General features: G+C 64.3%; 14 protein-coding genes. 8 read left to right on the forward strand and 6 right to left on the reverse strand.

What is annotated here, in order from left to right; translation table 11 throughout:
* Positions 1-71: 71 nt before the first annotated feature.
* Entirely contained in the window at positions 72-1,544 is a 1,473-nt protein-coding gene (locus tag AB7Z56_RS10020; RefSeq protein WP_354095483.1) for a carboxylesterase/lipase family protein, read from the forward strand.
* 7 nt (positions 1,545-1,551) lie between these two features.
* Here AB7Z56_RS10020 and AB7Z56_RS10025 read toward each other — a convergent pair whose 3' ends face one another.
* On the reverse strand, positions 1,552-1,731 hold the full coding sequence (locus AB7Z56_RS10025; RefSeq protein WP_441256194.1) for a hypothetical protein: 180 nt from the start codon (positions 1,729-1,731) through the stop codon (positions 1,552-1,554).
* A gap of 160 nt (positions 1,732-1,891) precedes the next feature.
* Here AB7Z56_RS10025 and AB7Z56_RS10030 point away from each other — a divergent pair, with 160 nt between their 5' ends.
* Together AB7Z56_RS10030 and AB7Z56_RS10035 are read left to right on the forward strand one after the other, a co-directional pair.
* Positions 1,892-2,686: a DODA-type extradiol aromatic ring-opening family dioxygenase gene (locus AB7Z56_RS10030; protein ID WP_283017468.1), complete on the forward strand. Its 795-nt coding sequence runs from the start codon at positions 1,892-1,894 to the stop codon at positions 2,684-2,686.
* A 516-nt stretch (positions 2,687-3,202) separates the two neighbouring features.
* Entirely contained in the window at positions 3,203-3,973 is a 771-nt protein-coding gene (locus AB7Z56_RS10035) for a phosphorylase family protein (RefSeq protein WP_283017467.1), read from the forward strand.
* A 24-nt stretch (positions 3,974-3,997) separates the two neighbouring features.
* On the opposite strand, the gene AB7Z56_RS10040 is transcribed toward AB7Z56_RS10035, so the two are convergent.
* The 4 genes from AB7Z56_RS10040 to glgC form a co-directional block, all read right to left on the reverse strand.
* Entirely contained in the window at positions 3,998-4,681 is a 684-nt protein-coding gene (locus tag AB7Z56_RS10040) for a nucleoside deaminase (RefSeq protein WP_166343526.1), read from the reverse strand.
* Between the two features lie 313 nt (positions 4,682-4,994).
* Positions 4,995-5,255 (reverse strand): SemiSWEET transporter, encoded by a 261-nt coding sequence (locus tag AB7Z56_RS10045; protein WP_028150382.1) that lies wholly within the window; start codon positions 5,253-5,255, stop codon positions 4,995-4,997.
* Between the two features lie 30 nt (positions 5,256-5,285).
* Positions 5,286-6,749: a glycogen synthase GlgA gene (gene glgA / locus AB7Z56_RS10050; RefSeq protein ID WP_283017466.1), complete on the reverse strand. Its 1,464-nt coding sequence runs from the start codon at positions 6,747-6,749 to the stop codon at positions 5,286-5,288.
* Positions 6,746-8,008, reverse strand: coding sequence for a glucose-1-phosphate adenylyltransferase (gene glgC / locus AB7Z56_RS10055; protein ID WP_071910585.1), 1,263 nt, complete (start codon positions 8,006-8,008; stop codon positions 6,746-6,748). The genes glgA and glgC overlap by 4 nt, the downstream gene beginning before the upstream one ends.
* Before the next feature lie 337 nt (positions 8,009-8,345).
* Between glgC and AB7Z56_RS10060 the strand changes: the two genes are divergently transcribed.
* A complete protein-coding gene (locus AB7Z56_RS10060) occupies positions 8,346-8,819 on the forward strand; it encodes a hypothetical protein (protein ID WP_283017465.1) in 474 nt (157 codons plus the stop codon).
* Between the two features lie 128 nt (positions 8,820-8,947).
* Here AB7Z56_RS10060 and AB7Z56_RS10065 read toward each other — a convergent pair whose 3' ends face one another.
* Positions 8,948-9,928, reverse strand: a complete 981-nt coding sequence (locus AB7Z56_RS10065; RefSeq protein WP_283017464.1) for an ABC transporter substrate-binding protein — start codon at positions 9,926-9,928, stop codon at positions 8,948-8,950.
* A 476-nt stretch (positions 9,929-10,404) separates the two neighbouring features.
* Between AB7Z56_RS10065 and AB7Z56_RS10070 the strand changes: the two genes are divergently transcribed.
* Genes AB7Z56_RS10070 through AB7Z56_RS10085 form a run of 4 tightly spaced genes read left to right on the forward strand, consistent with a single transcriptional unit; the run spans position 10,405 to position 14,468 of the window.
* Positions 10,405-11,508 (forward strand): ABC transporter substrate-binding protein, encoded by a 1,104-nt coding sequence (locus AB7Z56_RS10070; RefSeq protein WP_283017463.1) that lies wholly within the window; start codon positions 10,405-10,407, stop codon positions 11,506-11,508.
* Positions 11,486-12,508, forward strand: a complete 1,023-nt coding sequence (locus AB7Z56_RS10075; protein WP_283017462.1) for an ABC transporter permease — start codon at positions 11,486-11,488, stop codon at positions 12,506-12,508. Before AB7Z56_RS10070 ends, AB7Z56_RS10075 begins: the two co-directional genes overlap by 23 nt.
* Positions 12,502-13,302 carry an ABC transporter ATP-binding protein gene (locus tag AB7Z56_RS10080; RefSeq protein ID WP_354095484.1) on the forward strand — a complete coding sequence of 267 codons (801 nt, stop codon included), beginning with the start codon at positions 12,502-12,504 and terminating at the stop codon, positions 13,300-13,302. Before AB7Z56_RS10075 ends, AB7Z56_RS10080 begins: the two co-directional genes overlap by 7 nt.
* Complete coding sequence (locus AB7Z56_RS10085; protein WP_354095485.1) at positions 13,296-14,468, forward strand: acyl-CoA dehydrogenase family protein; 1,173 nt, start codon at positions 13,296-13,298, stop codon at positions 14,466-14,468. Before AB7Z56_RS10080 ends, AB7Z56_RS10085 begins: the two co-directional genes overlap by 7 nt.
* Positions 14,469-14,491: the final 23 nt, after the last annotated feature.

Here is a 14,491-nt window from a genome sequence, read left to right on the forward strand (position 1 = left end):
CGAGCTTGCCTCATCGCGGGCCGCAGACGTAACCTGTCAGGGAACCTTTTGGCGCATCGAGATCCCCCAGGATGCGGCTCCAGTTTGCGCTCGTTGTGGCGTCTTCACTCCTCTGCTGGGACGGTGCTGCCGTCGCTCAGGCGGTCGGGCAGTTTCCGTTCGCGCTGACGCGTGAAGGACAGATGCTCGGCGCCGTTGAGGGCGAGGTGGCGTCGTTCAAGGGGCTGGCTTATGCGGCGGCTCCGGTCGGCGCACTGCGCTGGCGTCCACCGCAGGCAACGGCCGAGAACCCCGAGATGCGCACCGCCTATGAGTACGGCGCGCCGTGTCTTCAGCCCTCGCTGCCTGATACGAGCGAGGACTGCCTCACGCTCAATGTATTCCGTCCCTTCGGCGTCGACGGCCCGCTGCCGGTGATGGTCTTCATCCATGACGGCGGCTTCATCAGCGGCACCGCGAACGATCCGCTGTTCGACGGTGCAAAGCTCGCGCAAGCCGGTCTCATCGTGGTCACCGTGAATTATCGTCTCGGCGTGCTCGGCTGGCTCGCTCATCCCGCGCTGTCGGAAGGTGGCTCCGGCAATTACGGCCTGATGGACCAGATCGCGGCGCTGCATTGGGTGCACGACAACATCGCGGCCTTCGGGGGCGATCCGAACAACGTCACCTTGTTCGGCGGCGGCGCAGGCGCGACATCGATCGCGCTGCTGATGCTGTGTGCGCAATCGCGCGACCTCTTCCAGAAAGCCATTCTGCAATCGCTGCCCGGCCGCGCGCGCCTGCGCCCGGTGCAGGAGGCGGAGGCCATGGGCCGGCAATTCGTGGCGGCGCTTGGGCAGCAGGCGGATTTGCGCATCGTCGCGCCGGCGCGGCTGCTTGCGGCCGAACAAAAACTGCTCGCCAAATCCGAGCGCAGCTTCGCGCCTGCGATGGATGGAATCCTGGTGCGCGAAGATGTGGCCACTGGATTTGCGGCGGGACATGAAAGCCGCATTCCACTTATGATCGGCTCGAATGATGACGAGACACGTTTCGACGGCGAGCGGGAGATCAAGGAGACGCTGGCGTCCTCGGGCGAGAGCAGCGATGAGCTGCGCCAGCTCTACCCTGACATCGCCAGGCCATCGGAGCGCGCAGCCAGATTCTACACCGACAAGGTTTTCTCCGAGCCGGTCAGGCTGCTTGCCCGCCTCCATGCGGCAACCGGTGCGCCAACGTTTCGCTATCGCTTCGCTTACGTGACCGAGGCCCGGCGCACAAATCCCGACGAAGGGCACGGGCGCGAGTTGCAGTTCATCTTCGGCGCGGAAGGCGTGCCCGGCGCGGGACCGCTCACATGGGGGGATCGCGAGGTCGCGACCCGCATGCGCGGTTACTGGATCAACTTTGCGAAGACTGGCAATCCCAACGGCCCGGACCTGCCGCATTGGGACGCGGCCGCAGGCCGCGATCGCCTGCTGCTGATCACGAACGATCGCATCGCGAGCGGAGACGACCCCTGGTCGGATCGCCTGGACCGGCTTGCAAGTGAGAGCAGAAAATGAGTTGGGCTTAGGCCGCGAGCTCGACGCGCGGCGCCGGGCTCAGCCGGTGTTCTTCCAAATGGTCCATCGCGCCGTCCTTCTCGACGGCGTAGAACTGGTGGCCGTCCTTGGACCTGTAGGCGGCGCGAACGACGCCGCGGCGGCCCTTGTCACTGTTGACGACGTCCCCCAGCGCAAACTTCTTCATCTCACGTCTCGCTTGTCTTCAGGCCGATTCCTTCGGCCACGGCCGGATTGTGAGCGGCAAATCGTTAACGACTTGCTAACCATACCGGTTTGCCTATGCTCGCCGCCGTTCGCGCGGGCAGCTCGCACGCGCATGTTGTCAACGAGACGAGCCGGCATCCATGACGCGATTTCCAACCTTCTTCCTGTCGCACGGCGGCGGCCCCTGGCCCTTCATGGAGGACAGGCGGGTGCAATACGCCAAGACGGCCGCGGAGTTCGGCCGGCTGCCGCAGCTTCTCCCCGAGAAGCCCAAGGCCGTGCTCGTCATCACCGGCCATTGGGAGGCCGACGCCTTCACCGTGTCGACCTCGGCGCATCCGCCGATGGTGTACGACTATTACGGTTTCCCCGAGCATACCTATCACCTCAAATATCCAGCGCCGGGCAAGCCCGAGCTCGCCGCGGAGGTGAGGGCGCTGCTCAAGCACGCGGGCCTCGATTGCCGGGAGGATCCCAATCAGGGTTTCGATCACGGCACCTTCGTGCCGCTTGGCCTGATGTATCCGAACGCGGACATGCCGATCGTGCTGCTGTCGCTGAAGTCCAGCTACGATGCGGCCGAGCACATCAAGGTCGGACAGGCGATCGCATCGCTCCGCGACGAAGGCATCCTGATCGTCGGCAGCGGGCTCACCTATCACAACATGCGCGGCTTCAACCGGCCGGAGTCAAAGCCGGTCTCGTATGATTTCGAGGCCTATCTGAACGAGGCGATCAGCAACCCGGATGCGGCGCGCCGCAATGCGATGCTGGTCGACTGGGAGAACGCGCCGAGCGCGCGTCTCGCGCATCCCCGCGAGGACCATCTGCTGCCGCTGATGGTGGCGGCAGGTGCCGCCGGCAGCGACGTTGGCAAGCGCGTCTTCGTCGACGAGGTCGCGAACGTCGCGATGGCGTCGTATGTGTTTGGATGAATCGTAGGGTGGATTAGCGCAGCGTAATCCACCATCGAGCCGCAATGAAGGTGGTGGATTACGCTGGCGGACTGCGCTTCGCGCAGCCGCGGGCTAATCCACCCTACGGGGTTCCGACTAAAAATGTCGAAAACAACCCCATGCACAGTAGAACGGCCCAGCAAATAGAATGGCTTAGCAGAGTACTTTTGCCGGGCAGGATACGCGAGCGGTATTTCGACGGGTTTGACACGTCGGGCAAAACAGCGGCAAAATTCGATCATGGCACCGCTCTCGCTGAAGCACAGCGATTCACGGTATTTGCGAGGAGTCCGCTTTGGGTTCGTTGCGCCATTGAAGGTGCGAGTCTCCGCCGCGATCAGGCGGCAGCTGTGGTGTCCGAGGCACAGTTCTCCAACAACTGGCTTCCAATCGGGAGGCCTGTCGATTTTGTCTAGACGGACAGTGCTAGTGCCGGCTTACTCTTGATTGTCCGAGTCTGGAAATACTTCGGTTTCAGGATTATCGACGCCTCTGATGACGCTGCATGTCACGGTCAACGACGCTCAGACTGGCGCCCCCCGCTGTGACGTGAAGGCGGTCATCGCCGTCGTTGGACTTGCGATCGAGGCCAGAATAGCCGGCGCGCCAGCGATGATCGCTGAAGGTGACCGGACCGCCTTTGACTTGCGTGACGCCATCAGACATGGCGCGCGCGGCATTATCAGTTTCGGAGTGTGCGGCGGGCTAGATCCGAAGCTCCGACCAGGTAACATTGTCATCGCCTCGTCGGTATTTGCCGCGAAAGATGAAGCTTATCCAGCTGACCTCCCCTGGGCCGAGGAGCTCCTTCGGATGATCCCGGGTGCCAGCTACTCTGCGATAGCTGGTGTCGCTTCCCCGATGACAAGTCTTGAAGAGAGACGGGATTTCCATGGCATCACCGGGGCGGTTGCCGCCGATATGGAGTCGCAGATCGTCGCTCGAATTGCTTCCGAACTCAGAATTCCCTTTGCCGTCTGTCGTGTTGTTCTAAACCCTGCTCATCGAAAACTTCCGAGGGCAGCGCTCATAGATATTGGGCCCGCAGGTAAGCCAGAACTGCGCAAGATTGGACGTTCGCTTGTTCAAGACCCGGGGCAACTCCCTGGTCTTAGCCGGCTCGCCGTTGACTCCGTCATGGCGGTGATGGCTTTGCGCAGCGCCAAGCGACGACTCGGAGCTCACTTTGGTTTCCCGCACCTGTGTTCACGAGACCGAGTCCCCATTCCAACGCGTGCACTTGAAACGATAGCCACACGCGCCTGATCCTGCAGCAGCGCGCTCCCGATCTCAGACTCCAGGCTTGTCCAGGTCCGAGATGGTGTTTGAATCTGCACGCCGGCGCAGGAAGACGTTACTCACCGAAAGAGCCGGCGCGGCCAAAATATCCGCCAGCGCGTTCCAGGAAAACGTTGGCCGAGGCGCGCCCGCGTGGCACGAAGTCTGCTCGGCCGCTCGTCCGAAGCAGCCTCGTCGTCTCATAAATCGCCAGGCGAGCGGGTTCCAGTCGCGCCAAACCTGCTCGGCCCTTTGGGATAGCAAGCCCGAGACGATTTCCGGCGCAGGTCCGAAGACCTCAGGCAGTTTGCTCGACAAACTGTTGTCCGACAGAACGTCCCATCTCGAAAATCCGCCCATGATCGGAGATGAAATGGCGAACACCACGCGACCAATCCGCGCCTCCCGTGCCGGGAAAGAACACATTGGGCAAGGTTCGACGATTGAATACAAGGTGCAATCCGGCAAACGCTTTTGTCTTAGAATCTTCTGCGCCTCTGAAAGAGCCACGAGTTCCGCGTGTCGGGTCACGTCGCATTCCGATGAAACGTGGTTGGTCGCTTCTGCGATGACCTGTCCTCGAAACGCGATTACGGCGCCGAATGGCAGCTCTCCTTGCTTCACCCCTTGCCGGGCGAGTTCGAGGCATCTTTCCATCATTCGCAGATCTTGGACGTCAGCTTCTGATCTACTCATAGGCGCCCCCTTGGGAACGCGAGATCGGTGTTGAGAATGCGTCTGTCGCTGCCCCTTCATATTACGGCGGCGCCGTAGCGACGAAGAATGTTTCCGGCGCCGCTACGGAGGCGGCTCCTGCGGCCTGGCATATTGGCAATTAAGCAGCGAGCTACAAACAGTCTGACTTGATCTGGATCAAGGACCGTTACCTTTCAGGTACCGCACGGACCACACGATGATCGATTGTCTATGTCCGCTCCGGGGCCCCTCGAAAACAGACATCCCGGATTTTATGGGTACGCGCGCCAATCCGCTCTACGCAGCTTCAACCTCACCCATACCTCAGCTTCATGAACAGGATACCGCCGGCGAGCACCATGGTGATGGCGTTGGCCGCGACCAGCGGGGCGTCGCCAGAGAGCAGGCCGTAGATGAGCCAGAGCGCCAGGCCCAGCACCATGACCAGGAACATGCCGAGCGAAATGTCGCGCGCCGAGCGGGTCTTCCAGACCTTGATGAACTGCGGCGCGTAGGCGACGGTGGTGCAGGTTGCGGCGGCAAAGCCGATCAGCTTGATCGCGAAAGGGTCCATGCCGGCTCTATAGCATGGATTCGGTGGTGATCATGAGGTCCGGCGCGCCGCCATGAGATCGCGATAGAGCACGGCATAGTCGCCGGCGCGGTTGCGCCAGGAGACGTCGGTCGCAAGGCCGCTCAATTGCAGCCGGCGCCAGGTCGCCTTGTTGTGGAAGGCGGTGTTGGCCTTGCGCAGCGTGCCGGTGAGGGTCTCTACGGTGACGGGCGCGAACTTGAAGCCGGTCGCGTCGCGGTCCGATGTGTCGGCCCCACCGATGTCGACGATGGTGTCTTCGAGGCCGCCGACGCGCGACACGATCGGGACGGCGCCATAGCGCAGCGCGTAGAGCTGGGTCAGGCCGCACGGCTCGAACCGCGAGGGCACGATGAGCGCGTCCGATCCGGCCTGGATCAGGTGCGCCAGAATCTCGTCATAGCCGATCACGACGCCGATCCGCCCGGGGTTCGCGCGGGCGACGGCCTGATAGCGATCCTGGAGATCGCGATCGCCGCTGCCGAGCAGCGCGAGCTGCATTCCGTCGCCCAAAATGGTCGGGATGGCCTCGAGCAGGAGATCGAGCCCCTTCTGCCAGGACAGGCGGCTGATGACGCCGAGCAACGGCGCCTCGTCCGAGGAATCGAGATTGAACTGTTGCTGAAGCACCGCCTTGTTCGCGGCGCGGAATGTGAGGTCGTCCGCGCCGAAGCGGTAGGCGATGTGCGGATCGGTTTGCGGATTCCACACGTCGGTGTCGATGCCGTTGAGGATGCCGCTCAGCACATCAGCGCGTTCGCGCAGCAGGCCGCCGAGCCCCATGCCGCCTTCATCGCTCTGGATCTCCTGCGCATAGGTCGGCGATACCGTCGTGATGCGATCGGCGAGTTGAAGCCCCGCCTTGAGGAAGCTGATGCCGCCGAAATATTCGAGGCCGTGAACGTCGAACGCCGCCGCCGCGGGCAGGCCGATCGCGCTTGTCAGCGTGCGATCGAACTTGCCCTGATAGGCCATGTTGTGGATGGTCATCACGGTGCCGGGGCGCGGCCCGCCGTCATAGTGCAGATAGGCCGGCGCGAGCCCCGCCTGCCAGTCATGGGCATGGACGACATCCGGCACGAACGCGGGCACGAGGCCGTGGCCGATATCGGCCGCGATACGCGACAATGCCGCGAAGCGCACGCCGTTGTCCGGCCAGTCGACGCCCTCAGGGGTGACGTACGGATTGCCCGGTCGCGCGTAAAGATGCGGCACGTCGAGCACGAACAGGTCGAGGCCGTCATGCGAGCCCGCGAGCAGGCGGCCCGGGCCGCCGAAATAATCCGGCCAGCGCCGGATTTCGCCGGCTCCCCCCAGCATCCGCATCACGTCGGGATAGCCCGGCATCAGCGTGCGCATCTCGACGCCGTGCGCCTTCAGCGCAAGCGGCAGCGCGCCGGCGACATCCGCGAGGCCGCCGGTCTTGACGATCGGGTAGACTTCGGAGGCGACCGCGAGGACGCGAACAGGCGTCATGTATTGAGCCTGTCGAGCATTGTCTGGGTGATGAGCGAGATGCCCTGCTCGGTGGTGCGGAAGCGCTTGGCGTCGAGCTCCGGGTCCTCGCCGACGACGAGCCCCTCGGGGATTTCGACGCCGCGGTCGATCACGACGTTCTTCAAGCGAGCGCCGCGAGCGACGTTCACGTAGGGCATGATCACGGCGTTCTCGACAGTGGCGTAGGAGTTGACGCGCACGCCGGTGAACAGCAGCGAGCGGCGCAGCGAGGCGCCGGAGATGATGCAGCCGCCCGAGACCAGCGAGCTCACGGCCTGGCCGCGCCGGCTCTCCTCGTCATGGACGAACTTGGCGGGCGGCGTGATCTCCGCATAGGACCAGATCGGCCAGGCGCGGTCGAACAGGTCGAGCTCCGGCACGACGTCGGTGAGGTCGATATTGGCCGCCCAATAGGCATCGACCGTGCCGGCATCGCGCCAGTAGGCGCGGGGATCGCTGCCCGAGCGTACGCACGAGGTCGAGAATTGATGCGCGATGGCGCGGCCGTTCTTGACGATATAGGGGATGATGTCCTTGCCGAAATCGTGACTGGAGTTCGTATCCTCGGCGTCGCGCTTGAGCTGGTCGAACAGGAATTTCGTATCGAACACGTAGATGCCCATGCTGGCGAGCGAGACGTCTGGCTTGCCCGGCATCGGCGGCGGATCCTTGGGCTTCTCGAGGAACTGCTGGATCCAGCCGTTCTCGTCGACATGCATGATGCCGAAGCCGGATGATTCCGCGCGCGGCATTTCGAGGCAGCCGACCGTGACGTCGGCGCCGCTGTCGACATGCTGGCGCAGCATCACCTCGTAGTCCATCTTGTAGATGTGATCGCCGGCGAGCACCACGATGAAGCGTGCGTTGTGCGACTCGATGATGTCGATGTTCTGATAGATCGCGTCGGCCGTGCCGACATACCACATGTTCTCCGAGACGCGCTGACTGGCCGGGAGGATGTCAAAGCTCTCGTTGCGTTCGGGGCGGAAGAAGTTCCAACCCATCTGAAGGTGCCGGATCAGGCTGTGCGCCTTGTACTGGGTCGCGACCGCGATCCGGCGGATGCCGGAATTTACCGCATTGGACAGCGCGAAATCGATGATGCGGGACTTGCCGCCGAAATAGACCGCGGGCTTGGCGCGCCGGTCGGTCAGTTCCAGAAGCCGGCTGCCGCGTCCGCCGGCCAGGACGAACGCCAGCGCCTGACGGGCAAGCGGCTCGGGTCTCGCGGCACTCATGTCATCCTCCCACACCTCTGGCGCTTTGCGAGAAGCCTCCCGGCCGCGCACATTGGAACCGATAGTAACGGTACGAATAGTAAATCGGGAAGGTGCTTGTTGGTTGCGAACGCCCGGGAAGCTTAATGCTTTGCTGTGGCCTGTGGCTCCGTCGCACCGGTGTCATGTCCGTGCGGGCGCTGGCGTTGGCCGGACCACAATCGAGGCATGCGCTTGTATTCTTGTGCGGTGCACGCAATGCAGGCTGTGACTTTCGGAGGCTTTGACTTGGGGCAAGGATGCCCGATCATGGCCTTGCGATCCTTTTCCAAACGAACGTCAGACAGGGAGCAAGACGATGAGTATCTGGAAAACGGCGATTGCCTGTTCGCTGGCGGGCGCGGTGATGGCCAGCCAAATCGAGCAGGCGGCAGCGGCTCCGCTGCCGACCAACGTCGCGACCATGAAGGCTGCCGTTGGTGACGATGTCACCCCGGTGTATTGGCGCGGCCGTGGCTGGGGATGGGGCGCAGGAGGCCTCCTCGCCGGAGCAATCATCGGCGGTGCCATCGCGAGCAGCGCGCCCTATGGTTACTATGGCGGCGGCCCGTATTACGGCGGTTATGGTGGTTATGGCTCGGGCTACGGGTATGGCTACGCTCCGTCCTATGGCTATGCGCCGGCCTATTACGGCGGCTACGGGCCGAGCTATGGGTATGGCGGCTACTACGCGCGTCCCAGCTACTACGGCTATCGAGCCTATCGTCCATATTACGGCCCTCGCTACGGCTACTACCGGCCGTACCGGGCCTATGATCGCGGATATTGGTAAGGACCCTGCGCGGCTAGAGCGAGAGCCACACGATCAGGCTCATGCAGGCGAAATGCGCGAGCACGATCGCGGCGAGATGCAACGGGCCGGCCTTGAGGCTGGACTTGCGCATCCCGCCGCGCCCCGCGCTAGTTTGACCCCGCGGCCGCGGCTGTAAAGCTGCGGTCGACGGCTTTGCTCACGTCGAGCGTCTTCGGCAGGATGCCGTAGCGCGTCGAGCGGTCGGAGGCTTCCTGCACCTCCCTCACCACGTTCTGGTCGATCACGATCGGGCTGGTGCGCTGCGCGGTGTAGGCCGACAGCAGCACGTCCTCCGGCAGTTTTGTCAGTTCGGCCGTGCTTTTGGCGTATTCGCCAAGATGATCCAGCGACCATAGCCGCGCCTTGTTCAGCCGCTGCACGAGGTCCTGCACCGCCGCGCGCTTGGTGGCGATGGCGTTGTCGGAGGCCACGATGAAGGTGATGGTCGGCGTCAGGCCTTCGCCGTCAGCGATCACGCGGGCCTTGTCCTTCAGCGTTGCGAACGAGACATAGGGCTCCCACACCGCCCAGGCATCGATCGAGCCGGCGACGAGTGCGATCTTGGCGTCGACCGGGCCGAGCGGCGCGAAGGTCGCGTCCTCCAGCTTGATCTGCGCTTTCTCCAGCGTCGCGTCGATCAGGAACTGGCCCCAGCCGCCGCGCGTGCCGGCGAGGCGTTTGCCCTTGAGGTCGGCGGCCGACTTGATCGGCGAATCCTGGCGCACGAGGATCGCTTGCGTCTTCGCATCCGAACGCGTGCCGCCGATCGCCTTGATCGGCGCGCCGGCCGCATAGACCGAGAGAAAGGAGAGATCACCGGTGTAGCCGACGTCGAGCGCGCCGGCGTTCAGCGCTTCCAGGATCGGAGCGGCGGCAGGGAATTCCGACCATTCGATTCTGTAGGGCAGATCCTTTGCATAGCCGGAGATTTCGAGCAGCGAACGGTTGCCGCCCTTCTGGTCGCCGACGCGCAGCACGACGGTGTCGGCCGCGAACGAGGCGGCCGCGGTCGACAAGGTGATGGCTGCGGCGAACAGCGATGCTGCGAGCCGGCGTGTGATGGAATGGTCGTCGAAGTTGATGCTCATGTAGCCTGTCTTGTTGCTTTGCCCACGACGCGTGAGCGAGCGATGCAGCGAGACGATCAAGTCTATGACGGCGCGATGCGCAGTCAATGAAATGGCTATCCGTATTGCAGATGCGTCAGGCAATGACGTTTCAGCGCAGCGCCGCTTTCGAGAACGCACCGCGTGCGCGGCGGGTGATGCGCAAGAATGATGCAGTCTGCGGAGTCGCGGCGCATCCTTGCAAGATGATGCAGCAACGAAAATCGTTTCATCGCTGTCCCATGCGCTGATGGAGAGAATGACCTCGCTTCGCGTCACATTCGAAATTCCATTTCATTGACGATGCGGCGGGCGCGCCGCATGATTTGCGCATCGCATCAAAGCGGCGCGGGAAGCGTCGGCGAAAATTATTCTCTCAACGCAGCTCCACATGGAACATGCGCAACGCGAGATGTTGCGTGAATGGCGGAGCTGTGCCAGCGCAGGAGTGGGGACTGATGGGCAACGACAACAAGCGCAGCGGGTCGGGCCTCGACCGGCGTCATTTGCTGCAGGCGGGGCTTGCAGCGGCGTTGGCCGCGCCGCTTGGTGCCTTTGGTGCAGCCCAGGCCTTTGCGCCACAGGCGATCGCACCCGGTGTCGACTTGTCGGAGTTTCCGCTGTGCCGGACGGCCGCGGATGGCCCCGTCCTCACCGGCGCACCGCGCAAGCTGAAACTGTCGTGGAACGCGGGCGCGGTCTGTCTCGCCCCGGTGCCCGTCGCCATCGAGCACGGCTTCTTCCAGAAGCACAATCTGGACATCGAGCTCATCAACTATTCCGGCTCGACCGATCAGCTGCTCGAGGCGATCGCGACGGGAAAGAGCGATGCCGGGCTCGGCATGGCGCTGCGTTGGCTCAAGCCGCTGGAGCAGGGCTTTGACGTCAAGATCGCCGCCGGCACCCATGGCGGCTGCATGCGCGTCCTGACCCGCGCCGACTCCAACGTGAGCAAGCTCGCCGACCTCAAGGGTAAGATCGTCGCGGTCGGCGACCTCGGTGGCCCCGACAAGAACTTCTTCTCCATTCAGCTCGCCAAGCTCGGTATCGACCCGGTCAAGGATGTCGACTGGCGCGCCTATCCCGGCAACCTGCTCAACGTCGCCGTCGAGAAGGGCGAGGTGCAGGCCTTCCTGTCCTCCGATCCGCTCGGCTATCTCTGGCTCAAGGACACCCAGTACAAGGAAGTCGCCTCCAACCTCGACGGCGAATATCGCGACAAGAGCTGCTGCATCCTCGGCCTGCGCGGCAGCCTGGTGCGCGAGGAGCCGCAGGTCGCGCGCGCCCTGACGCAGGCGCTGCTCGATGCCGCGATGTTCACCGCGCAGAACCCGACCGTAACGGCGAAGTCGTTCCAGCCTTACGCGCCGAAGACGGCGTCGCTCGCCGATATCGAGGGCATGGTGCGCTACCACACCCATCATCATCATCCCGTGGGTGAGGTGTTGAAGCGCGAGCTCAAGGCCTATGCCGACGATCTGAAGAGCGTCCAGGTCTTCAAGCAAAGCACCGATACCGCCAAATTCGCGGAGCGCATCTATGTCGACGTATTCGCTGTCTGACGGCCTCGCCTCCGGCGCGCCGCGCCTCTCGCGCGCGCCGGTTCTTGCAAGCTGGGTCCGGGAATCCGGCGTCGGCATTCTCGCCAGCGTCGCGTGGATCGCGTTTGGCCTGTCCTGCCTGTGGTGGGAGGATGTCGGCGACTGGTCGCGGACGCACTCGCTCGGCATCGCCGCCTTCATCGTTGCCGCAATCGCCTTGTTCGGCACCGTCGGCGCCGACTACCTCGGCTCCGCCGGGAAGGCCTTGCGCCAGCGCGCGCCCTGGCTCGTGGCGCTCGGCGCATTCCTGACGCTGTGGGAAGTTGCCACGGCAAAATTCGCCTGGCTGCCGCTGCCGTTCTTCCCGCCGCCGCAGTCGATCATCGAGGTCTATACCGACGATTTGCCAAAGCTGCTCGACAGCGTCTCCGCCTCGGTCAAGCTCCAGCTTGGCGGCTATCTGATCGGCGCCACGGTCGGCTTCCTGACCGGCGTCTCGATCGGCTGGTCGCGCGCGGTCGGCTATTGGGTGCATCCGGTGCTACGCTTCATCGGCCCGCTGCCGGCGACCGCCTGGCTGCCGATCGCCTTCTTCACGTTCCCGTCGAGCTGGAGCGCCTCGACCTTCCTAATCGCTCTGGCGACCGGCTTCCCGGTCACCGTCTTGACCTGGTCCGGCGTCGCGAGCGTCAGCAACGCCTATTACGACGTCGCACGCACGCTCGGCGCAAAGCCGTCCTTCCTGGTGCTGAAGGTCGCGATCCCCGCCGCACTCCCGCACGTCTTCGTCGGCCTGTTCATGGGCCTCGGCTCGTCCTTCGCCGTGCTGGTCGTGGCCGAGATGATCGGCGTCAAGGCCGGGCTCGGCTGGTACCTGCAATGGGCGCAGGGTTGGGCCGCCTACGCCAACATGTATGCGGCGCTGATCGTGATGTCGCTGCTCTGCTCCGGCGCCATCACGCTGCTGTTCGCCATCCGCGATCGCCTGCTGGTCTGGCAGAAGGGGACCGTGAAATGGTAGCCGCAACCGCACTGGCCGAAATCGAGTCCCCGCCGGCCGCTGGCGCCGCGCTCGACATCGAGCAGGTCAGCCACGCCTTCGACATCGATGGCACTGAGCTGCCTGTTCTCAGCGACGTCAGCATCTCCGTGGAGCCGGGCGAGTTCGTCGCGCTGCTCGGCCCCTCCGGCTGCGGGAAGTCGACATTGCTCCGGCTCGTCGCCGGCCTCGACAAGCCCAAGGCCGGAACGCTCCGCGAGGATGAGGTGCGCATCACCCGCCCGCATCCCTCGCGCGTGGTCGTGTTCCAGGATCCGACCCTGTTTCCCTGGCGGTCGGTCTGGGACAACGTCGCCCTGGGCCTCGAGGCCCAGGGCATCCTTAAGAGCCAGGGGAAGCGTGTGGATGACGCGCTCGATCTCGTTGGGCTGTCGTCGTTCCGCAATGCCTATCCGCATCAGCTCTCCGGCGGCATGGCGCAGCGCGTCGCGCTCGCCCGCGCGCTCGTGAACGATCCAAAGATCCTGATCCTCGACGAGCCGCTCGGCAAGCTCGACTCGCTGACCCGCATCACCATGCAGGCCGAGCTCGTCTCGCTCTGGCAGCGCAAGGGCTTTACCACGCTGCTGGTGACGCATGACGCCGAGGAGGCGCTGGTGCTCGCCAACCGCGTCATCGTGTTCAGCGATCGCCCGGCGCGCGTGAAGGCTGACATCCGTGTCGACCGGCCCTATCCGCGCCATCGCGGCGATCCATATCTGGCGGATCTGCGCCGTCAGATTCTTGGTCTCCTGGGGTTAGACGCCACATGGTAACGTCCGTAGCCAAGGGCCGGGCTGCCCATAGCGAGCCCGACTACATCGCGCGCGCCGAGGCGCTGGCCGAAGGCTTTGCTGCGCGTGCAGCCGAGCATGATCGCGCCGGCAGCTTTCCCTTCGCGAATTTTCGCGAGCTCTCCGAGGCGGGCCTGCTTTCGCTGACGGTGCCGGCCGTTCATGGCGGGGCCGGAGCGGGCGCACGATACGCCGCGCGGGTCATCGGCATCATCGGCAAGGCCGATTCCTCGACCGCGCTGGTGCTGTCGATGCACTACATCAACCATCTGGTGATGGGGCGCAGCCCGACCTGGCCGGCGAAGCTGTCGCGCAAGCTTGCGCGTGAGAGCGTCGAGGGCCTCGCGCTCGTCAACGCGCTCCGCGTCGAGCCCGAGCTCGGCTCGCCCGCGCGCGGCGGCCTGCCGGCGACGATCGCGCGGCGCACCGAGACCGGCTGGCGCCTGACCGGTCACAAGATCTATTCGACGGGGTCGCCGATCCTGAAATGGTATCTGGTCTGGGCCCGGACCGACGAAGCCGAGCCGCGCGTCGGCCAGTTCCTGGTGCCGGCTGGCCTGCCGGGCACCCGCATCGTCGAGACCTGGGATCATCACGGCCTGCGCGCCAGCGGCAGCCACGACGTCATCTTCGACGACGTCGTGATCCCACTCGATGCCGAGGTCGATGTCCGCAATCCCCAGGAGTGGCATGCGCCCGACATCGCGCAGGCGACGGTCCACACGGTGTTCGTCGCCGCGATCTATGACGGCGTTGCCCGCGCCGCGCGCGACTGGTTCGTCTCGTTCCTGAAGCAGCGCGTGCCCGCCAGCCTCGGCGCGCCGCTTGCGACCTTGCCACGGGCGCAGGAGATTCTCGGTGCCATCGAGGCCAGGCTCGCAGTCAATGCACGGCTGATCGAGACGTTCGCCCGCGACTTCGACGACGGCGTCGATCTCTCCACCGGCGAATCCAACGTCATCAAGCTGACGGTGACCAACAACGCCGTCGCCGTGGTCGAGGATGCACTATCGCTGACCGGCAATCACGGCCTGTCGCGCACCAATCCGCTGGAGCGGCACTATCGCGATGTCTTGTGCGGCCGCGTGCACACGCCGCAGGACGATGCCACCCGCACCGGCCTCGGCCGCGCCGCATTGGGCCTCTAGCTTTCAGGAAAACAAACAGGGAG

The sequence above is a fragment of the Bradyrhizobium sp. 482_C4_N1_8 genome, from assembly GCF_052075965.1.
Classification (GTDB): Bacteria; Pseudomonadota; Alphaproteobacteria; order Rhizobiales; family Xanthobacteraceae; genus Bradyrhizobium; species Bradyrhizobium barranii.